At 32.6% G+C, this 21,152-nt stretch carries 16 protein-coding genes; 4 read left to right on the plus strand and 12 right to left on the minus strand.

Annotation, left to right across the window (positions count from 1 at the left end):
• Positions 1 to 74: 74 nt before the first annotated feature.
• From N5D03_RS10430 to N5D03_RS10455, 6 genes are all read right to left on the minus strand, one after another.
• Complete coding sequence (locus N5D03_RS10430; protein WP_115001055.1) at positions 75 to 887, minus strand: purine-nucleoside phosphorylase; 813 nt, start codon at positions 885 to 887, stop codon at positions 75 to 77.
• The gene (gene lpxK, locus N5D03_RS10435; protein ID WP_280049543.1) at positions 871 to 1,911 is read right to left on the minus strand and encodes a tetraacyldisaccharide 4'-kinase; all 1,041 of its coding nucleotides are present in this window, start codon (positions 1,909 to 1,911) and stop codon (positions 871 to 873) included. Before lpxK ends, N5D03_RS10430 begins: the two co-directional genes overlap by 17 nt.
• Before the next feature lie 121 nt (positions 1,912 to 2,032).
• Positions 2,033 to 2,650, minus strand: a complete 618-nt coding sequence (locus tag N5D03_RS10440) for a DUF4230 domain-containing protein (protein WP_052217853.1) — start codon at positions 2,648 to 2,650, stop codon at positions 2,033 to 2,035.
• A complete protein-coding gene (locus N5D03_RS10445) occupies positions 2,643 to 3,194 on the minus strand; it encodes a thioredoxin family protein (protein ID WP_280051598.1) in 552 nt (183 codons plus the stop codon). The genes N5D03_RS10440 and N5D03_RS10445 overlap by 8 nt, the downstream gene beginning before the upstream one ends.
• Positions 3,195 to 3,229: 35 nt before the next feature.
• Positions 3,230 to 4,387, minus strand: a complete 1,158-nt coding sequence (locus N5D03_RS10450; protein WP_280051600.1) for a M14 family zinc carboxypeptidase — start codon at positions 4,385 to 4,387, stop codon at positions 3,230 to 3,232.
• Between the two features lie 153 nt (positions 4,388 to 4,540).
• Entirely contained in the window at positions 4,541 to 5,662 is a 1,122-nt protein-coding gene (locus tag N5D03_RS10455; protein ID WP_125350449.1) for a GNAT family N-acetyltransferase, read from the minus strand.
• A gap of 205 nt (positions 5,663 to 5,867) precedes the next feature.
• Between N5D03_RS10455 and N5D03_RS10460 the strand changes: the two genes are divergently transcribed.
• A complete protein-coding gene (locus tag N5D03_RS10460) occupies positions 5,868 to 6,557 on the plus strand; it encodes a zinc metallopeptidase (protein WP_115001061.1) in 690 nt (229 codons plus the stop codon).
• A 57-nt stretch (positions 6,558 to 6,614) separates the two neighbouring features.
• Here N5D03_RS10460 and N5D03_RS10465 read toward each other — a convergent pair whose 3' ends face one another.
• The 6 genes from N5D03_RS10465 to N5D03_RS10490 all read right to left on the minus strand — a co-directional run bounded on the left by N5D03_RS10465 (position 6,615) and on the right by N5D03_RS10490 (position 14,984).
• Positions 6,615 to 8,390, minus strand: coding sequence for a long-chain fatty acid--CoA ligase (locus tag N5D03_RS10465; RefSeq protein WP_280036061.1), 1,776 nt, complete (start codon positions 8,388 to 8,390; stop codon positions 6,615 to 6,617).
• A 121-nt stretch (positions 8,391 to 8,511) separates the two neighbouring features.
• Positions 8,512 to 8,748 carry a hypothetical protein gene (locus N5D03_RS10470; RefSeq protein ID WP_038336082.1) on the minus strand — a complete coding sequence of 79 codons (237 nt, stop codon included), beginning with the start codon at positions 8,746 to 8,748 and terminating at the stop codon, positions 8,512 to 8,514.
• A gap of 1 nt (position 8,749) precedes the next feature.
• Positions 8,750 to 10,201 (minus strand): MATE family efflux transporter, encoded by a 1,452-nt coding sequence (locus N5D03_RS10475; RefSeq protein WP_280051602.1) that lies wholly within the window; start codon positions 10,199 to 10,201, stop codon positions 8,750 to 8,752.
• Between the two features lie 141 nt (positions 10,202 to 10,342).
• On the minus strand, positions 10,343 to 12,100 hold the full coding sequence (gene aspS, locus N5D03_RS10480; RefSeq protein WP_280051604.1) for an aspartate--tRNA ligase: 1,758 nt from the start codon (positions 12,098 to 12,100) through the stop codon (positions 10,343 to 10,345).
• Positions 12,101 to 12,223: 123 nt separating this feature from the next.
• A complete protein-coding gene (locus N5D03_RS10485; protein ID WP_038336344.1) occupies positions 12,224 to 12,991 on the minus strand; it encodes a hypothetical protein in 768 nt (255 codons plus the stop codon).
• A 91-nt stretch (positions 12,992 to 13,082) separates the two neighbouring features.
• On the minus strand, positions 13,083 to 14,984 hold the full coding sequence (locus tag N5D03_RS10490) for an amino acid permease (RefSeq protein WP_280051607.1): 1,902 nt from the start codon (positions 14,982 to 14,984) through the stop codon (positions 13,083 to 13,085).
• Positions 14,985 to 15,125: 141 nt separating this feature from the next.
• Between N5D03_RS10490 and N5D03_RS10495 the strand changes: the two genes are divergently transcribed.
• The 3 genes from N5D03_RS10495 to N5D03_RS10505 form a co-directional block, all read left to right on the plus strand.
• A complete protein-coding gene (locus N5D03_RS10495; RefSeq protein WP_280051609.1) occupies positions 15,126 to 16,151 on the plus strand; it encodes a M28 family peptidase in 1,026 nt (341 codons plus the stop codon).
• A gap of 132 nt (positions 16,152 to 16,283) precedes the next feature.
• On the plus strand, positions 16,284 to 17,774 hold the full coding sequence (locus N5D03_RS10500) for an aminoacyl-histidine dipeptidase (protein ID WP_280051611.1): 1,491 nt from the start codon (positions 16,284 to 16,286) through the stop codon (positions 17,772 to 17,774).
• A gap of 262 nt (positions 17,775 to 18,036) precedes the next feature.
• On the plus strand, positions 18,037 to 21,152 hold a 3,116-nt coding region (locus N5D03_RS10505), incomplete at its 3' end, for a glycoside hydrolase family 2 TIM barrel-domain containing protein (protein ID WP_280051613.1).

Here is a 21,152-nt window from a genome sequence, read left to right on the forward strand (position 1 = left end):
TTTACTAAAAACAAACAGCGTCCGATAGAATATATCAGACGCTGCTTTTATTTTATGAACTAAAAATTATTTTTTTAACAATTTTCGATTACGCTTTTTACCACGCGAATTACATTTGGCATTGCTGTATTCGCTGCATTTAATACATCTTCGTGCGAAACATCGAATGAAATTTCTGGTCCACCTAAATCTGTAATAATAGATAAACAGAAAACGCGCATATCCATGTGACGAGCAACAATAACTTCAGGAACTGTACTCATACCAACACAATCTCCTCCAATAAAACGAACCAATCCGTATTCAGATGGCGTTTCGAAAGTTGGTCCTTGTAATCCTACATAAACTCCTTGATGAACCAGGATATCATTTGCTTTTGCAAATTCTGCCGCTTCATTCAACATTTCTCTGTCATATGCTTTAGACATATCCACAAAACGAGGTCCTAATTCGTCAATATTTTTTCCGCGTAAAGGATGTTCTGGCATCATATTAATATGATCTTTTACCAATAAAATATCTCCAACTTGGAAATTTGGATTAACACCTCCAGAAGCATTCGATAAAACAACTTTCTTAATTCCTAATCCATTGAAAACACGCATTGGGAACGTTACTTCTTCCATCGAATATCCTTCGTAATAATGAAAACGACCAGCCATCATCAAAACTTTTTTACCTAAAATAGTTCCGTATACTAAATGACCTTTATGCCCTTCTACTGTTACTTGAGGAAAGTTTGGTATATCTTTGTAGCTAATAACAACTTTATTTTCTACTTCGTCTTCTAATTTTCCTAATCCAGACCCTAACACAATTACAAATTCTGGTTGATCTGGCAATAAATTATTGATGTACTTTACAGCCTCATTAATTCTGTCCAACATACTCTAAAATAGTTTGATTAAATTTTTCTTTATCGTTAATATCGATACTAATCGGAATGTAGTATAAATCGTCTTTTATCATGGATTCTTCCATCAAACGCATATAATCTTTCTCCGTTGTCATGATAATTTTATCAAAACGCTTTCTACCTTCCGTATCTTCGTATCGTTTGTAAATATACTCAATTTCTGATTGACTAAAATTATGATGATCTGGATATTCTAAATGCAAGACATTTGCAAAGTTTTCTTCCGCAAATTTTACCAAACCATCTGTTTTAGCAATTCCTGTAACTAAAATAACATTCAGATTTTTCCAAGTCGATTTCTCAACATTATCCAATTTCCCAATCAATTTGTTATCATAAACAATTTTCGAAAAAAATAATTGCTGATGAGATTTTAAGTTAATCTTTTTCGAAATTTCTTTGTGTTTTTCTTCCGAAATTCTGTCTGGACATTTCGTTACAATTATAATATCTGCACGACGAACTCCACTTCTACTCTCTCTCAAATCACCTGCTGGCAATAAAAAATCTTTATAATATGGATTATTAAAATCTGTCAACAAAATATTGAAACCAGCTTTAATTCCACGATGTTGATAAGCATCATCCAACAAAATTGCTTCTGCATTATAATGGTCAATTAATTTTTGTGCACCAAAAGCTCTGTCTTCGCAAACAGCAATCAATATTCTATTCTTGAAACGTTGAAAAAACTGCATTGGTTCGTCTCCTATATCATACACTTTTGAAGAATAATTTGCAATCAAAAAACCCTTTGTTTTTCGTCCATATCCTCTACTCAATGTTGCAATTAATTTTTCGTCTTTCAACAAATCAATTAAATACATGATATGAGGTGACTTTCCCGTTCCGCCAACAGAAAGGTTTCCAACATTAATAATTGGAATATTGAATGATGAGGAACGCATCATTCCTATATTGTAAAACAGATTTCGAACCGAAGTTCCTATCCAATATAAACCAGAAAATGGAAGTAAAAATCTACGCCAATTCATTTTTATTTTTAATATTAAGCGAAAATACTATTTTCAATTTTAATTCTAAAGAAAGAAACACTTCATTTCTTTATTCAGCGAAAAAAAACCTATTCTATCGGAACAGGTTTTTAATTATTTATTAATCGTATAATTTATTCAATTCGTTGGCGTAACTCGTTTTATCCTCTATCTTCCAACCGTAGGTTTTGGCAAGGAAATACAAATCGCCAAGATTTTGAATTAATTGTTGATGTGCTTCTTGTTTTAGTTTGGTTTGATCAACGGTTTTTTCTACATGCTCCACAGCACGTTTCTTAATTCCGTTCAAATCATCTTTACTAAATTTATTGAAAACACTTTGATCCATGTCATAAAAACTAACATCTGGATACACTTGGATTTCAACTGGAGGAATAGATTTGATGATAATTTTTTTATTCACCGAATCCAATTCAATATCCATTTTTTTCAAATCATACGTTGCTTGCGCTTTGGCTTTCACCAAAAGTGTCACCTTTTTATCCGCAGAAAAAATATCAGTTAAACCTGGCAACGATTTCTTTGACGTGTGATTGTATAAATCTGAATAGGTTTGTTCTGCAACAATCATTTTATTCATTCGTTCGATTTGATACGCAATCACATGAGATTGTTCGGTATAACTTTCAGATTTGAATTTATCCATGATGAAATACGTTATCATCACACCAAAAATGAAGGCTACAACGACTAGAATTATTTTCTTTAAATTATTCATTTGCATAATTTGGAGTCAATGGCGTACCATTCACAATCTGTGCCAAATCTTCTTCTAAATAGCCAGAAACTGGAGATTCTACAATTCTACCAACTTCTTCTTTTTTATTATTATATACGATAATTGTCGGAACGTGCGTCACATTTTTATTGATTTCTTCTCCGTTGAAGCTTTTCTTTTGACGGTTTACACCAATCACTTTCAAACGATTTTGAGGAAATTTAATATCATCTAAAATTTTATACAAACGTGGCAATTCACGACGAGAATCTGGACACCAAGTTCCTACAAAAACTTCCAAGCGATAATTGCGTAAATCTTTTAAACCTTTCAATTTACTTTTTTCAACTTCGTACGTTTCATATTCGTGGTGGTACCAATCCTTAAAATCATCTTCTTCCAACGCTTTTCTAGTGAATTCTCCTGTCAACATTTTCTTCCCATTTTCAGCTGTAATCGTACGATTCAACACTTTATTTTGAGCAAAAGATTGTGTAGAAAATCCCAACATTGCCACAAGTGCAATTGCCAATATTTTTTTCATTGTATTTTTAGTTTATAGGTTAAATGTATAAATAATTATGAAATGATTTGACCATTTTCAACTTTAATTGAGCCAATTTCGAAAGTCGCCAATTGATTCAATAAAGGATAATTTTTGGATGCTCCTTTATAAACTTGTTTTTCAGCATCAATTTCGAGATGACCAATAAATTTTCGCAAATCACCAATTTCAATAATTTTTGCGATTTGCTCTACCGAATTATTTTCTTCGTTGTATTCATCTTCAAAATAAATTCCCAAATCAACAATAGAAGAATTATCTCCATTCAGAATTTGAACATTATGAATCACAACATCCAAATATTTTTGTCCATTTTGAGGAATCGCTAAATATTCATCAAACGGAAAGTTATCTTGCGTAGCTAAAGCATTCAATCCTGCTAAAATAGCCAATGCATTGTATTTTCTTGTTGTATTACGTTGATAATCATTTGGAAAATGTCCCGCTTCAAATAATACGCACGGATAATCCATTTTTGTAAAATTATCCCCAGTAGACATCGGATAAAACTCTGATGTATAACGACCTACATGACCAGGAATTACTTTTTGCAATTCAATATTCATTGCCTGAATAATTCCCATCGTTTTTTCTCGAACTTCGTTTACATCTTCTTCAACATTGTAAGAAGGCGCCAAAAAAGAAAGCGTTGCAGGTTTTGCTGTTTGTCCAACATTGAAAATCGTACGCTGATCATGCAAATTGAATAACGTTTGATAATTTCCTTTCTCCACTTGATTCAGCAAAACATGAATTTCTGTTGATTCTTTTGCTAAAAAGTCACGGTTAATATCAATTCCAACCGCATTTCTACGTGTATTAACATTTGCACCATCAGGATTTAGCATCGGAATAAAATCAATCGTCAATTGAGATAAAATGGTTTGAGCTAATTCAGATTTTTGTTCAAAAAAATTAATCACATCAAACATTGCACGCGTTCCAGAAGATTCGTTTCCGTGCATTTGAGACCAAATTAATAAACGTTTTTCTCCAGTGCCGAAACTTAATTTATAAATCTCGTTTCCTAAAAAAGATGTTCCAATTTGTTCTTTTTGAGTTGATTTTAATGAAAAATATTGATTTAAAGCTTCAAAATTTAACCATTTCGAATCAAAACCTTCTTGTCTGAAAGTTGAATATTCTTTCTCTAATTGATGAATATCAAACATATTTTTTACGTTATACGTTTATAAGTTCTATGCTATAAATTTTTAGAAAATATAATTCATCTTAATTCTCGATATAATTTTCAGAAATAATCTTTCTAAAAATCACTCGAATTGACGAATTTTAATCCAAAATATACAACATTATTATTTATACTAAATTGATTTCTTGAAAGTTTTGCGACGTTTGTGATTTACAGGATCATAAGCTTTCCATAAAACTTGAATACTTTCGTTGTCCGCTAATTCAGGGTTTGTTTCCAAAAATTTGATCCCGTTGTTTCTAAACGTATCAAACATTGCATTAAAAATCAATGCTGTAACTCCCTTTCCTTGAAATTTCGGATCAATTCCAATCAAATAAAATTGAGCAGAATCATTATTTTTACTTGCTTTCATCAAATGCCACCAACCAAAAGGAAAAATTTTACCTTTCGCTTTTTGCATCGCTTTCGAGTAAGAAGGCATCGTAATTGCAAACGAAACCATTTTTCCGTCTTCATCAACAATACAGTTCACAAAATCTGGATTGATAAACGGAATATATTTCTTTTTGTAATATTCTATTTGGTAATCCGCAATTGGCACATAAGTATCCAATTCGCTGTAAGTTTTATCTAACAAATCGAACATTTCGTCGACATACGGAATAATTTCAGAAGTTTTTGTAAACTTCAATTCTCGTAATTTGTAACGTTCTCGAATAATTTTATTAAATTTGATAACCTTTTCTGGCAATTCTGTTGGTGCAGCCAATTCATATTCCACCCACTCATTAGCCGTTTCAAAACCTAATGATTCTAAGTGTTGCGCATAGTACGGAAAATTATATAAACCAACCATTGTAGCCAATTTATCATATCCGAAAGTTAGCAAACCTGCCTTTTCCAAATTCGAAAAACCAACTGGTCCCTCTATATATTCTAATTGATTTTCTTTACCTATTTCCGTGACTTTTGCCAAAAGTACTTTCGTGACTTCGATATCATCAATCATATCAAACCAGCCGAAACGCATTTTACGTTTTTGTTGATTATTGACTTCTTGCCAATTGATAATTGCCGCAACACGTCCCACAATCTTACCTTCTTTTTCAGCAAGAAAATAACGCGCTTCAGCATCTTTAAAAACGGGATTTTTAGAAACATCTAATGTTTCCTTCTCCTCATTAATAAAGGGTGGAACGTAATATTGATTATCCTTATACAAATTCATCGGAAACTTAATAAATGCTTCCAAATCGTGTTTTGATTGTACTTCTATTATGCGAATACTCATAGCTTACAAAGGTAATGAGTTTTGTAATTTCAATTCAAAAATTTTTGAGCAAAATGTCAGTTTTTGTTTATTTTTTATATGATTTAATACAGAACTCTGCCAAAAAACCAACTTTTCTGCTATTTTTGTCTCTATTCACTTATTGGAATACTTTTTGAATTTTGAATAAATATTAAAATTGATTAAAAAATAAAATAGAAAATAGATGACAGGTTATTACATTATTATTGGGTTATTTATGCTGATTAGTTGGTTTGTTAGTAACCGACTGCAAAGTAAATTTAAGTATTATTCGAAAGTACATTTAGCAAACGGAATGTCAGGAAAAGAGATTGCCGAAAAAATGCTTTCTGATAATAACATTCACGATGTTCGTGTTATATCTACTCCTGGACAATTGACGGATCATTACAATCCTGCTGATAAAACGGTAAACTTATCGGAAGTTGTTTACCACGAACGAAATGCAGCGGCGGCGGCAGTTGCAGCGCACGAGTGTGGTCACGCAGTACAACATGCGGTTGGATATAATATGTTGCAATTACGCTCGAAAATGGTTCCAATGGTAAACGTTGCATCTCGCTTAAATCAATGGATTTTGATGTTAGGATTAATCGTAATGGCTTCATCTAAAAATGCAACTTTATTGTGGATTGGTATTTTCTTATTTGCGGTAACAACAGTTTTCGCATTTGTTACTTTACCTGTAGAATATGACGCTTCCAACCGTGCGTTAGCTTGGTTAAAAGGAAACAATATGGTAATGCCAAACGAATATGAAGGCGCAAAAGATTCATTAAAATGGGCTGCAAGAACTTATGTAGTAGCGGCGATTGGTTCATTAGCGCAATTACTTTATTTTGTAATGATGGCAATGGGCGGACGACGAGATTAAAACTTAATTATTATAAAATTAAAAAATCCCTTCAAAAATTTTTGAAGGGATTTTTTATTATTTCTTATCGTATAATTTATTGTATAAATCTTGATATTTAGCCAAGACATTTTTACGTTTCAATTTTAATGTTGGCGTTAATAATCCATCATCAATTGTCCATTCATCAGGAGTTAATTCAAACTTTTTGATTTGTTCCCAATGTCCTAAACCTTTATTCATTTTTTCAATTTCACGACCTATAATATCTAAAATTGCAGGCTCTTTAATTAAATCTGCCTTCGTTGCAGGTTCAGCAATTCCTTTGATACGTAAATAATCTTTCAACACTTGAAAATTAGGTTGAATAATCGCACAAGGCATCTTCTCTCCTTCTCCAACAACCATTACTTGCTCGATAAAACGAGATTGTTTAAACTTATTTTCAATAATTTGAGGTGCAATATATTTTCCTCCAGAAGTTTTGAACATCTCTTTTTTACGATCAGTAATTTTAAGTAAACCTCTTTCAAGAACTCCAATATCACCCGTTTTAAAATAACCATCTGGCGTGAATGCTTCAGCAGTTTTTTCAGGATCTTTATAATAACCTTGTGTAACGTTAGGACCTTTGACTAAAATCTCTCCATCTTCTGCAATTTTAACCTCGATTCCTTTTAATGGAGCACCAACAGTTCCGATTCCGAAACCGTCTTTCTTCATACAATTCACCGAAATTACAGGAGAAGTTTCTGTCAAACCATAACCTTCTAAAATTGGAATTCCAGCACCCCAGAAAATATGATTCAAACGTGCTGCTAAAGGTGCAGATCCCGACACCATACATACTAAATTTCCTCCAACTCCTTCTTTCCATTTACTGAAAACCAAACTTTTCGCGATAGAATGTTTCAACCCAAATAATCCACCTTTTGGATTATAAGGATCGTAATCTTCAACAAGGCTTAAAGCCCACATAAAAATTTTCGTTTTAAGACCTCCTGCAGAAGCACCTGTATTGTAAATTTTATCGTAAACCTTTTCAACTAATCGAGGCACAACCGTCATTACATGTGGTTTGACCTCTTTCATATTATCTCCTAATTTATCGATGCTTTCTGCATACCAAATTCCAATACTCAAATGTTGATACAAATAAATCAACATACGTTCGAAAACATGATTAATCGGAAGAAAACTTAACGCAATCGCATGATTTGGAAAATCTGGAATACGATCAACAGACATTAAAACATCAGAAACGATATTTTCGTGCGTTAATACAACACCTTTCGGACGACCTGTTGTTCCAGAAGTATAAATCAAAGTTGCCATATCAGAAGGTTTTATCATCTCTTTGATACTATCTACTTCATGTTGTGTTGAATTATCTTCACCCAAATCTAAAATTTCTTTATAATTTGGAACTCCAGCAATTTCATCAAAACTATAAATACCAACCAATGTTGACACTTTATCTTTTACGGCTGCAACCGTATCATATAAACCTTTATCAGAAACAATGATAAATTTACATTCAGCATTGTTTAAGATATAATCAAAATCGTCTTCGGAAAGTGTTGGATATAATGGAACGGAAATCGCTCCAACTTGCTGAATACCGATATCACAGATGTTCCATTCGGTACGATTAGTTGAAGTGACTATTGCAATTTTATCTTGTGGCTTGATTCCTAATTGTAATAATCCTCGACTAAATGCATTTGCTTTGGCAACGTATTCTTGCGTAGATGTTTTCACCCAAGTTCCGTTCACCTTAGACACCAATGCATCTTCTCGAGGATTATTTTCTAATTGATTTTGTGGAAAATCAAATAATCTTTTTATTTCCATGGTTTTGAATAATTTTCTTAGTTGCAAAATACTAATAAAAAAATTATAATGCAAGCATATAAAATTATTTTAGTGTAAATCTTACACCAATAAAAACATGGAAATTTTATTAATTTAAGACTTATTCTTCGTCATCTAACAAAGACATTTCTTGATCATAAAAATCTAAAGCGTCTTCGATTAAATTAGCAATTTCAGTATTAAATTCTTCGTTATCTTCTTCTTCAGAAATATCTTCAAACCACTCGATATCGTCAGTTTCTACGTCTAATAAAAAACGAGGATAATCTGTATGTAAAATAAAGATTTTGTCTGGCATTGTAGAGTTATCAGCCAATAAAAATTTTGGTAATTCCATTTTATATGTTTTTTAATTTATCTTCTAAAATTATTTCTGTATTAGGATTTTCCCTAATCATTTTCTTCGTTTGACGATTGTAACGAATCATCAAAAACACTGCCGAAGCTGTTAATCCAGTTCCTAAACCAATCCACATTCCAAACGCACGCATTTCGAAAACAATTGCTAATACTACACCAATCGGAATTGCGATTAACCAATATGATATAAACGTTAGAATAGAAGGAATTTTAACATCGGTCATTCCTCTCAAAGCACCTAATAATACCAATTGAACGCCATCTGACATTTGGAAAAGCGAGGCAATAATTAATAATGATGCAGCTAAATTGATAACGTCTGGATTGTCTAAATAAATTGTTGGTAACTGATAACGGAAAATAATAAACAAAATTCCACACAAAATCATAAATGATAAAACCATTAAAATACAAGACCAACCTGCTTCTCGTAAGGTTTTGTAATCTTTTAAACCTAATTGATTTCCGATACGAACCGTTGCTGCAACTCCAATTCCTGTACACATCATAAAAGTTGTGGAAGCTAAATTTATCGCAATTTGATGCGCTGCTAAATTTACTTTAGCTAATTCTTGATCTGCAATAGAATTTGTAAATGTATAACCGCAAACAAAGGCTGCCAAAGAGAATGCACTCATTTCGAAGAAAGAAGTTAACGCGGTTGGAATTCCAATTCCAGCAATTTTTCTGAAAATAGCTTTCTGAAAATTACTTGCCTTAAATTGAACTTCTTGTAAAACAGATTTCGTTTTCTTGAAATTAAATAAAACTATAATCAAGAAAATCATCATTACTGAACGGGCAACGAATGTTCCCCAAGCTGCACCAGCAACTTCTAAACGTGGGAATCCCCAGTTTCCATAAATCCAACCATAGTTTAACGTAATATTAATCACGTTACTCAAAACAGTTGCAATTGTAACAGGAATCGTTAAAGATAAACCTTCTGATAATTGACGAAACGTTTGAAAAATCATCAATGGAATCATCGAAAATGTCATAATCGTAAGATATGGAATACATTTTTCTACTACATCAGTGGGTTGTCCCATGTAGAACATCAGCGGTTTTAGGAATGTAATCAATAAGAATAAACCGATTGATAACGTAATATTTAAGACCAAACTGTGCGAAAAATAATTTGCAGCCATTTTTTTATCGCCTTTCGAATCTTCTGCCGCAATCAATGGTGACAACGCAAAACTAAATCCAAAAGCAAATACTAAAACTGCAAAAAACAATGAATTTCCTAAAGAAGCTGCTGCTAGAGCTGTTTTACCCAAAACCTCATCTTCTATATTATCATATATTCCTCCTAAACCACCAACCATAATGTTATCAATAATGTTGACAGAAATTTGCCCCATTTGAGTTATCATTACAGGAAATGCTAATTTGATATTACGCCTTAAATGCTCTTTTAATTCCAATTTATTCTCTATTTACGATTGCAAAGATACAGCAAAGGTTTTGCTTCTACATTTAGAAATTGTGATGTAATTTAAAATTAATCAATAAAAAAAGACTACTTATTTAAGTAGTCTTTAATATTTATAGAAAATTTTTTCTTTTTATTTCACAACAAATGTTGACGCAATATTCAGTTCTTCCATTTGTGTTTGATCAATTGGAGAAGGTGCATCAATCATGACATCACGACCTGAATTATTTTTAGGGAACGCGATGTAATCACGAATTGTTTCAGAACCATCTAAAATCGATACAAAACGGTCAAAACCGAATGCTAAACCTCCGTGAGGTGGCGCTCCATATTTGAAAGCGTTCATTAAGAAACCAAATTGCGCTTCTGCTTGTTCTGGAGTAAATCCTAATAATTCGAACATTCTGGCTTGAACTTCTTTATCGAAAATACGAATAGAACCTCCACCGATTTCATTACCATTTAAAACTAAATCGTAAGCATTTGCACGAACTTCACCTGGATTAGTCGCAATTAATTCCATATCCTCTGGTTTTGGAGAAGTAAATGGATGGTGCATCGCGTGATATCTTTCAGATTCTTCGTCCCATTCTAATAAAGGAAAATCTACAACCCATAATGGAGCAAAAACTTCTGGATTACGTAATCCTAAACGCTCTGCGATTTCCATACGTAAAGCCGATAATTGCGCACGAACTTTGTTTGTATTACCAGACATCACCAACATTAAATCTCCTGGTTTTGCGTTCATACGCTCTGCCCAAGCTGCTAAATCTTCTTGCGAATAAAATTTATCTACAGAAGATTTAAATGTTCCATCTTCGTTGTAACGTGCCCAAACAAGACCAGTTGCCCCAATTTGTGGACGTTGAACCCATTCGATTAATTTATCAATATCTTTACGTGTGTAAGCATTACAACCTTCCGCAGCAATACCAACAATTAATTCTTGTTCATCAAAGATTTTGAAATCTTTTCCTTTAGCTAAGTCTGTGATTTCACCGAATTCCATTCCAAAACGAATATCTGGTTTATCATTTCCATAACGACGCATTGCTTCTGCAAATGTCATACGTGGGAATTGTTCAAATTCTAATCCTTTGAAAGTATGTAATAAATGTTTTGCTAAACCTTCGAAAACATTCATGATATCTTCTTGTTCAACAAATGACATTTCACAGTCAATTTGTGTAAACTCTGGTTGACGGTCTGCACGTAAATCTTCGTCACGGAAACATTTTACAATTTGAAAATAGCGGTCTAGACCCCCTACCATTAATAATTGTTTGAATGTTTGTGGTGATTGTGGTAATGCATAAAATTCACCTGGATTCATACGAGAAGGAACCACAAAATCACGTGCACCTTCTGGTGTAGATTTGATTAAAACTGGAGTTTCAACTTCTACAAATTCTTGTGCATCTAAATATTTACGAACTTCCTGCGCAACTTTAGAGCGGAAGATTAATTTTTCTTTTACTGGATTACGACGAATATCTAAATAACGATATTTCATACGGATATCTTCTCCACCATCTGTATTATCTTCGATTGTAAATGGAGGCAATGCAGATGCGTTCAAAATTGTAATGTTCTCTGCTAAGATTTCGATATCTCCTGTTGGAATGTTTGGATTTTTTGAAGCTCTTTCGATTACAGTTCCTGTAACTTGAATTACGAACTCACGTCCTAAATGACGAGCAGTTTCAAATAATTCTCTCGAAGAACGTTCTTCATCTAAGATGATTTGTGTGATTCCGTAGCGATCACGTAAATCGATCCACATCATAAAACCTTTGTCACGTAGCGTTGATACCCAACCGCTTAACGTTACTTTTTCATTAATGTTGGCTTGTGTTAATTCACCACAAGTATGAGTTCTAAACATTTGTCGTCAAATTTATAAGACAAAGGTAGAGTTTTGAGGTGAAATAAAGAAGTTATATAACTTATTTGATGAAATAATTTTAAGAAAAAAGCGATTCAAAATTGAATCGCTTTTCATATAATTTTAAAATGAATAACCTTCTTTTAAGGCAAAACCAACTAAATTCACAAAAAACTTAGAGTTTTTATCTTTTCCATTGACCATTGGACTATTTAAGGGATTATTTGTTTCCTCAACCTTATAAGTAGAACCATTATTCAAAGTAAAGATTCCGTTCTTCCATTTTCCTATTTCAATTCCTTCAGAATTCAACAATTCATAAGACTTCTCATTTATAAATGTTGTAAATGTAATTTTCCCAACTTTTTTACTTTCTTTTAATACTGAACCCGAAGAATCTATTGATAATTTACTATTATCAAAAAGAGATTTTACTTCACTTAAATTTATTTCAATTTTTTCTTTTTCATTTGAAACCTCTTCTGCTCTATTTCGCTTATTTGTAGCGACTAATGTTTTTAATAGATCTTTATCTATTCCGTTTTCATTAAAGATTTTATATTCACCTTTTGAGAAAGTTTCAACAATAATTTTTTCTGGGCTAATAGAATTCCCAACTCCTTCAGTTACCACATCATTTACATCATTTGTTGACAAATCTGTTATAGTAAACCAATAAGATTTTGATCCATCAGGCATAAATTCAAAATTCCATTTGATTGTTGCTACTGGAACATTATCAATATTTGCTATTGTATAAACTTTCTTTTTTCCGTCAATTGTTGCAACCTCTTTTTTATTAATTGAGATTTTTCCTTTTTTTATATCTACATCTTGTCCAAAAGAATATATTGAACAAACAATAAATAAACTAAGCAGTATTTTTTTCATAAGAATAATTTTTTTCAAATATAAATTATCCTAAAAATAAAATCCGATTATAATTACTTACAATCGGATAATTTTATTATTTATTCTAAGTTTAAATATTTCTCAACTTACTATGTTTATAACCATAAGTGAAATAAATTGTCAAACCAATTGCGATCCAAATCAAGAAAATCATCCAGTTTTTCAATCCTAATTGTGCCATCATATAAAAACAACACAACATTCCTGCTAACGGAATAATAGATGTTCTTTTGAAAAATGTTCTAACTACCATAAAAACATAAATCATTAAGAATAGAATCATTGGAATTTTGTGTTTGAAAACATCCCAACCTTTTTCCATTTTCTTATCTTCATAAACTGGCAATTTGCTCAAAGTAGATTTGTATTGTTCTGGTGATAGTTGAGCCAAATAATCATCCAAAAATTCAATTTCAGATCCTGTTAATTCATTAATTGTTGCATAAGAATCTTTTAGTTCTTTTGGCGTTAACGAACTTACAAAATGTTCAACTGGCATAGGTTGCGGTTTATTCGTAAAGAAATCAATCGAATCATCTTTAAACGTTGTTGCGCATAAAAATACAATCACCGCAGTTACAATTGGCATAATGTATTTTGCATTGATAAAAGGCGTTTTAAAATTTCCTCTTTTCGCATTAGGATCGGCATCCATACGAAGTACAGCCACACAAACTAACACAAAAGCAAACAAAGTTCCGATAGAACAAGCGTCAACAACCAATTCTAAATCTGTAAATAAAATAGGAATACCTACTACAAATCCAGTAAAAATAGTTGCAAAAGAAGGCGTTTTAAATTTTGGGTGAATAGTAGAAAATTTCTTAGGCAATAAACCATCACGAGACATTGTCATCCAAATACGAGGTTGTCCAATTTGAAAAACAATAAATACACTCGCCATCGCTACTACAGCCGAAAAAGCAATAATTCCTGCCAACCATTTTAAATCTTGAATTTTATCAAAAACATAGGCCAAAGGATCTCCAACATTCAATTCAGAATAATGAACCATTCCTGTAATTACCAACGCAATCAGCACATATAAAACAGTACAAATAATAATAGACGCAAAAATTCCACGAGGCAAATCTCGCTTCGGATCTTTACATTCTTCCGCAGTTGTACTAATCGCATCAAACCCAATATAAGCGTAAAAAACAGATGAAACTCCAGCCAAAACTCCACCTACTCCATTCGGAGCAAAAGGATTCCAGTTATCAGGATTCACATAAAAAGCACCAACCACAATTACTAAAAGTACCACAGCTAATTTTAACACAACCATTGCGTTACTTGCTTTTCTCGATTCATTAATTCCGCGATAAACCAAAGCTGTAATCAAAAAAGTAATGATTAATGCAGGAATATCCACCACTAAATTAAATCCTAAATATGGTGCATCTTTAAAAGCTAAATATTTTGGGATTTCTTGTGCATAAGGCGAATTCGCAATTCCTTCTAATGTTTTACCTTTCGCTAACTCATTCGAAACAAACTCAAAACCTTCTCTCGCCGTAAAATAATCCATTGTCATCCATTCTGGCAGATGTAATCCCATTCCGGAGAGCAAGGTGGTAAAATAATCACTCCACGAAATCGCGAGCACAATATTCCCTATCGCATATTCCATAATCAATGCCCAACCAATTACCCAAGCAAATAATTCTCCAAATGCAACATAGCTATAGGTATACGCACTACCCGAAACAGGCACTAACGAAGCAAATTCTGCATAAGCAAAAGCTGTAAAACCACAGGCAATTGCTGTAAATATAAATAGGAAGATAACTGCTGGACCACCTTCAAAACTTGCTCGACCAATGGTACTAAAAATACCAGCTCCAACAATTGCGGCGATTCCAAAACCTGTTAAATCTCGAACACCTAACGTTCTTTTCATTGTAGAAGTGTTCTTTGCAGACTCTGCTAAAATGGATTCGACAGATTTTTTTCTGAATAATTGTGACATAATTTATTTAAAAAACGGGCAAATATAAAAAAGACAATCCCAAAAACGGATAGAATCCGTATAAATATTGGTTTTTTATTCAAATTTTCTTTTTTATTTTACTTGGTTAGATTAATTTTAAATTTAATTCAAAAAATTAACATGAAACAATTTTTATTTGCAATTGCTTTAGCTGCTACTTTAGTAAGTTGTGATTCTACAAAACCAATTTCTCAGGAGAAATATCAAAAGAGTCTTGTAAAATATACAGATAAAATTTCTGAAGCTGAATTGAAAAAACAGCTTTACATCATTGCTGCGCCTGATATGGAAGGTAGAAATGCTGGAAGTGAAGGCGAAATAAAAGCGGGGAATTATATTTCTAATTATTACAAAGAGTTAGGAATTAATGGACCAAATAATAATTATTTCCAAATTATTCCTGCAGGTACTTTTAGCCGTGTAAAAGGTCAAATGAGAAATGTAATGGGATTCATCAAAGGATCAGAAAAACCAGAAGAAATTGTGGTGATTTCTGCTCATTATGATCACGAAGGAATAAAAGACGGAAAATTATATGCTGGCGCTGATGATGACGGTTCTGGAACTGTTGCTGTGATGGAAATTGGTCGTATTTTCCGCGAAGCTGAGAAAAAAGGAATCCGTCCAAAACGTTCGGTTTTATTGTTACATGTTTCTGGTGAAGAAAAAGGTTTATTAGGTTCTAAATATTATTCGGAGCATCCAATTTTTCCTCTTGCAAACACGGTTGCGAATGTTAATATTGATATGATTGGGCGCGTAGATTATGAGCACAACGAAAAAACAAGAGATTTTGTGTATGTTATTGGATCTGAAATGTTGTCTTCTGACTTACACAAAGCTGTTTTAGCTGCAAACAATGGTTTAGGAATTGATTTAGATATGCGTTACAATACGCCAGATGATCCAAATCGTTTTTATTATCGTTCGGATCACTACAACTTTGCAAAACATAACATTCCATCTGTTTTCTTTTTTAACGGAGTGCACGATGATTACCACAAACCAGGCGATACGCCAGATAAAATTGAATATGATTTATTGACGCGTCGTACAAAATTGGCTTTCAATACAATTTGGATTTTAGCAAACGCCGAAAATAGACCAGTTGTAGACAAAGAATCTCCAATGCCTTCGACAAGATAGTTATTGAGAATATAAAGCCAAAAAATCCCTTCAATTGAAGGGATTTTTTGGCTTTATTTAAAATTTAAAACTTCTTTAATAAAACTATATTGTCGCAATTCCGTAACTTTGAGGAACAATAAAAAACAAACAATGAATAACGATATTCTTAATTTGGAACCAAAAGCAATCTGGAAAAACTTCTCAGCATTGAATTCAGTTCCAAGACCTTCTAAGAAAGAAGAAAAAGTACGTCAGTTCATCATCAAATTTGGTGAAGATTTAGGTTTACCTGTCGAAACGGACGAAGTAGGAAATGTTTTAATCAAAAAAGCTGCTTATCCAGGAATGGAAGACCGTAAAAAAGTGATCATGCAATCGCACTTGGATATGGTTTGTCAAAAAAATAACGATGTAACATTCGATTTTGAAACACAAGGAATTGAAATGTACATTGAAGATGATAAATTTGTTACAGCAAATGGAACAACTTTAGGTGCAGATAACGGAATTGGAGTTGCGACAATTATGTCTATTTTAGAATCGAAAGATATTCCTCATCCAGCTATTGAAGCATTTTTTACAATTGACGAAGAAACTGGAATGACTGGTGCTTTAGGTTTGAAAGCTGGATTCTTATCTGGGAAAATCTTGTTGAACTTAGATACCGAAGAAGATGATGAATTAGACATTGGTTGCGCTGGTGGTGTTGATGTAACGGCGACAAAAGCTTACACTACAGAAGCTACTAACGGAACTGCTTTTACCTTAACATTAAAAGGTTTGAACGGTGGACACTCTGGAATGCAAATTCACGAAGGTTTAGGAAATTCGAACAAATTAATTGCTCGTTTATTAAATGCTGCAACTGAATTTGGTTTACAAATCGCTCATATGGAAGGTGGAAGTTTACGTAACGCTATTCCTCGCGAGTCTTGGGCTAAAATTGTGATTCCTACAGATAAAGTTGACGCTTTCAAAGCGTCTTACGAAACTTTACGTACAGAAATCATTGAAGAATACGAAACAAAAGAGCCTAAAATGGTAATTACATTAGAATCTACTAATGCGACTTCTGCAATGTCAGCACAAGATTCTAAAGTTTTTGTTCAAACAATTATGGCAGCTTTCAATGGTGTTTACAGAATGAGTCCAGATGTTGAAGGTTTAGTAGAAACATCTAACAATGTGGCTCGCGTAGAAGTTATTGACGGAAACGCTCGTGTTTTATGTTTAACGCGTTCTTCTATAGAATCAGGTAAAGAAGCATTAGCACAAACATTAAAAGCTGGTTTCGAATTAGGTGGTTTTGAGGTTAAATTCTCTGGTTCTTACCCAGGTTGGAAAGCAAATACTCATTCTGAAATTTTAGAATTGATGAAAGGAATTTATGTTTCAAAATTTGGAGAAGAACCAAAAGTTGTGGCTTGCCACGCAGGTTTAGAATGTGGAATAATTGGAACAAATTATCCAGGTTTGGATATGATTTCTTTTGGTCCAAACATCTCTGGTGCTCACTCTCCTGACGAAAAAGTAGAAATTGCTTCTGTACAAAAATTCTGGGATTATTTATTAGATATTTTAAAAGATATTCCAAACGATGGTCCAGTTAATTACAGCTGTGCAAATTCAAAAAATATATAATTTAAGCTGAAAACTTAATCTAAAGACCACTTTTGCAAGTGGTCTTTTTTTACAATAATACTTTTTAAACAATTCTTTTAATCAAATTAAAATTTTTCTATAATTCTATTTATTTCAGAAAAAAAATCATTAATCATTCATAAGATTAAAAAACAATTATTTACAATTTTATCACCTTATTTTTACTTCTTCAAATAAGCATAATCATTTAATAATCTAGACTATATTTGTTTAACACGTGATTAAAAATGCTTATTGAAAAATGAATCTTATAACAAAATACAGTAAAGTTATTGTTTCTGCACTTGTTGTTCAGACAACTTTTGCACAAATAAATCCGCCAATTGAAAATCCTTTTACTCATAATTTAGGGGGCTTCAATTACGGAATGAAAGATTCTCCAGACGGTAACGAATGGGAATCGCCAATGAATTTATCCTTCAACAAAGAATTACCTAAAAGCTATTTTTTCTCTTTTGAGAATCAAAATCAAGCTGTAAAACTTTTACCAGAAAATAGTCCATATTGGATGAATTTGAATGGTACTTGGAAATTTAATTGGGTAAAAAACCCAAACGAAAGACCGAAAAATTTTTACGAAAACAATTTTGATACCTCTTCTTGGGCTGATGTTCCTGTCCCGATGAGTTGGAATATTTTTGGAATTCAGAAAAATGGAGATTTAAAATATGGTGTTCCAATTTATGTCAATCAAAAAGTTATTTTTCAGCATGCTGTAAAAGTTGATGATTGGAAAGGCGGTGTAATGAGAGAGCCTAACAAAGATTGGACAACATATATTTATAGAAATGAAGTTGGTTCGTATAAACGTACATTCGATGTTCCTAAAAATTGGGATGGACGTGATATTTACATGAATTTTGATGGAGTAGATTCATTTTTCTACTTATGGATTAATGGAAAATATGTTGGTTTTTCTAAAAATTCTAGAAATTTAGCTTCATTTAACATTACACCTTATCTAAATAAAAAAGGTGAAAATTCTGTAGCAGTTGAAGTCTATAGGAATTCTGACGCTTCATTCTTAGAAGCACAAGATATGTTTAGATTGCCAGGAATTTTTCGTACAGTTTCATTAACATCAAAACCGAAAATCCAAGTTAGAGATTTGGTTGTAATTCCTGATGTAACGAATAACTATAAAGATGGTGAACTAAATATTTCGGCTGATATTAGAAATTTATCAAATAAAGTCGCAAAAGGTTATAAAATTGCTTATACACTTTATCAAAATAAATTATACAGCGACGAAACTGAAAAAATTGCAACAACTGAATATATTATCAATTCTGATGCAGTTACAATCAATCCTAATTCTTCATCTATTTACAAACTAAAACTAAAACTAAAGAATGCAAATCTTTGGTCAGCAGAGCGTCCTTATCGTTATACGTTAGTTGGAGAATTAAAAGATGTAAAGAACAAAACAATCGAAACAGTTTCGACGAATGTAGGATTTAGAAAGGTTGAAATTAAAGATACAAAAGCTGAAGATGATGAGTTTGGTTTGGCTGGACGTTATTTCTATGTAAATGGAAAAACAGTAAAACTGAAAGGTGTTAACCGCCACGAAACAAATCCTGAAAAAGGAAAAGTTGTGACACGTCAACAGATGGAAGAAGAAATTAAGTTGATGAAACGTGCAAATATTAACCATGTTCGTAACTCACATTATCCAGATGATCCTTATTGGTATTATTTATGCGACAAATATGGGATTTATTTAGAGGACGAGGCCAATGTAGAAAGTCACCAATATTACTACGGTGAAGCTTCAATCTCTCATCCAAAAGAGTGGAGAGATGCGCACGTGGCACGTAATGTAGAGATGGTTCATGCAACAATCAATCATCCTTCTATCGTTATTTGGTCTTTAGGAAATGAGGCTGGTCCTGGAAATAATTTTGTTGAAGCCTACAATGCAATCAAAAAAATTGATACTTCTCGTCCTGTTCAATACGAGCGAAATAATGCAATTGTTGATATGGGATCTAATCAATACCCTTCTATCAATTGGGTTCGTGGTGCTGTACAAGGAAATTATAAGTTAAAATATCCTTTCCATATTTCTGAATATGCGCATGGAATGGGAAATGCAGCTGGAAATCTGATAGATTATTGGGAAGCAATGGAATCTACCAACTTCTTTATGGGAGGTGCTATTTGGGATTGGGTTGACCAAGCAATGTATTATTATGATAAAAAGACAGGCGAAAAATTCTTCGCTTACGGAGGTAATTTCGGGGATAAACCAAATGACGGAACGTTTGTAAACAATGGATTAGTTTTCGCTGATTTAAAGGAAAAACCTTCTTACTGGGAAGTTAAAAAAGTCTATCAAAATGTTGGTGTAAAACCTGCAAATATCTTGAATGGTGAAATCGAAATTTTTAATAAAAATTATTTCATTTCGTTAGAAGATTACACGCCAGAATGGGCTTTATACGAAGATGGAATCGAAATTGAAAGAAGTACAGCTTTTATTGAGCCTAAAAAAATCATTAGTCCTCGCGAAAAACAAATCGTTCGTTTACCAATTAATCAATCAAAATTAAAACCTACATCAGAGTATTTTGTAAAAATTCAATTCAAGCAAAATCATGATCAATTGTGGGCGAAGAAAGATTATGTTCAAATGGAAGAACAAATTTTTGTGAAAGCTGCAGAACAAATTCCGACAATTCAAGAAGTTCAAAAAACAAATCAAATTACCATAACAGATTCAGAAAAACTAAAAACAATTAGTGGAAATGGTTTCGCTGTAAAATTTGATAATCAAACTGGAACTATTTATAGTTTAAATTATAATAACCAAACGATTATTAAAGATGGTGACGGTCCAAAATTAGATGCTTATCGTGCACCAATGGATAATGACAACTGGGCGTATCAGCAATGGTTTCAAAAAGGTTTACATAATTTAAAACACAAAGTTTTATCATCAACTTCTTACACAAGAAAAGATGGCGCAATTGTATTATCGTATGTTGTAGAATCACAAGCGCCAAATAGCGCATCACTTTTAGGAGGTACTTCTGGAACATATAAGATCGAAGAACACAAAGACCAAGTATTTGGGGAAAATGATTTCAAATTTACTTCAAATCAAGTTTGGACGATTTATCCAGATGGTTCAATCGAATTATCGTCAAGTATTACTTCAAATGACGAATCGCTTGCTTTAGCGCGTTTAGGTTATGAATTGAAATTACCAGAAAATTTGAGCAATTACAACTATTACGGACGCGGTCCGATTAATAATTATGCAGATCGTAAAACCGCTCAGAATATTGAATTTCATAAAAGTACAGTGAAAGATCAGTTTGTACCGTGGCCAAATCCGCAAAGTATGAGTAA

The sequence above is a fragment of the Empedobacter sp. GD03861 genome, from assembly GCF_029840885.1.
Taxonomy (GTDB): domain Bacteria; phylum Bacteroidota; class Bacteroidia; order Flavobacteriales; family Weeksellaceae; genus Empedobacter; species Empedobacter falsenii_B.

Bases quoted from the DNA above. Each gene is read 5' to 3' on its own strand.
- N5D03_RS10440 (WP_052217853.1), bottom strand. From the start codon at position 2,650: ATGAATAATTTAAAGAAAATAATTCTAGTCGTTGTAGCCTTCATTTTT.
- N5D03_RS10470 (WP_038336082.1), bottom strand. From the start codon at position 8,748: ATGGAATTACCAAAATTTTTATTGGCTGATAACTCTACAATGCCAGAC.
- N5D03_RS10445 (WP_280051598.1), bottom strand. From the start codon at position 3,194: ATGAAAAAAATATTGGCAATTGCACTTGTGGCAATGTTGGGATTTTCT.
- N5D03_RS10495 (WP_280051609.1), top strand. From the start codon at position 15,126: ATGAAACAATTTTTATTTGCAATTGCTTTAGCTGCTACTTTAGTAAGT.
- lpxK (WP_280049543.1), bottom strand. From the start codon at position 1,911: ATGAATTGGCGTAGATTTTTACTTCCATTTTCTGGTTTATATTGGATA.
- N5D03_RS10430 (WP_115001055.1), bottom strand. From the start codon at position 887: ATGTTGGACAGAATTAATGAGGCTGTAAAGTACATCAATAATTTATTG.
- aspS (WP_280051604.1), bottom strand. From the start codon at position 12,100: ATGTTTAGAACTCATACTTGTGGTGAATTAACACAAGCCAACATTAAT.
- N5D03_RS10465 (WP_280036061.1), bottom strand. From the start codon at position 8,390: ATGGAAATAAAAAGATTATTTGATTTTCCACAAAATCAATTAGAAAAT.
- N5D03_RS10460 (WP_115001061.1), top strand. From the start codon at position 5,868: ATGACAGGTTATTACATTATTATTGGGTTATTTATGCTGATTAGTTGG.
- N5D03_RS10455 (WP_125350449.1), bottom strand. From the start codon at position 5,662: ATGAGTATTCGCATAATAGAAGTACAATCAAAACACGATTTGGAAGCA.
- N5D03_RS10490 (WP_280051607.1), bottom strand. From the start codon at position 14,984: ATGTCACAATTATTCAGAAAAAAATCTGTCGAATCCATTTTAGCAGAG.
- N5D03_RS10500 (WP_280051611.1), top strand. From the start codon at position 16,284: ATGAATAACGATATTCTTAATTTGGAACCAAAAGCAATCTGGAAAAAC.
- N5D03_RS10450 (WP_280051600.1), bottom strand. From the start codon at position 4,387: ATGTTTGATATTCATCAATTAGAGAAAGAATATTCAACTTTCAGACAA.
- N5D03_RS10485 (WP_038336344.1), bottom strand. From the start codon at position 12,991: ATGAAAAAAATACTGCTTAGTTTATTTATTGTTTGTTCAATATATTCT.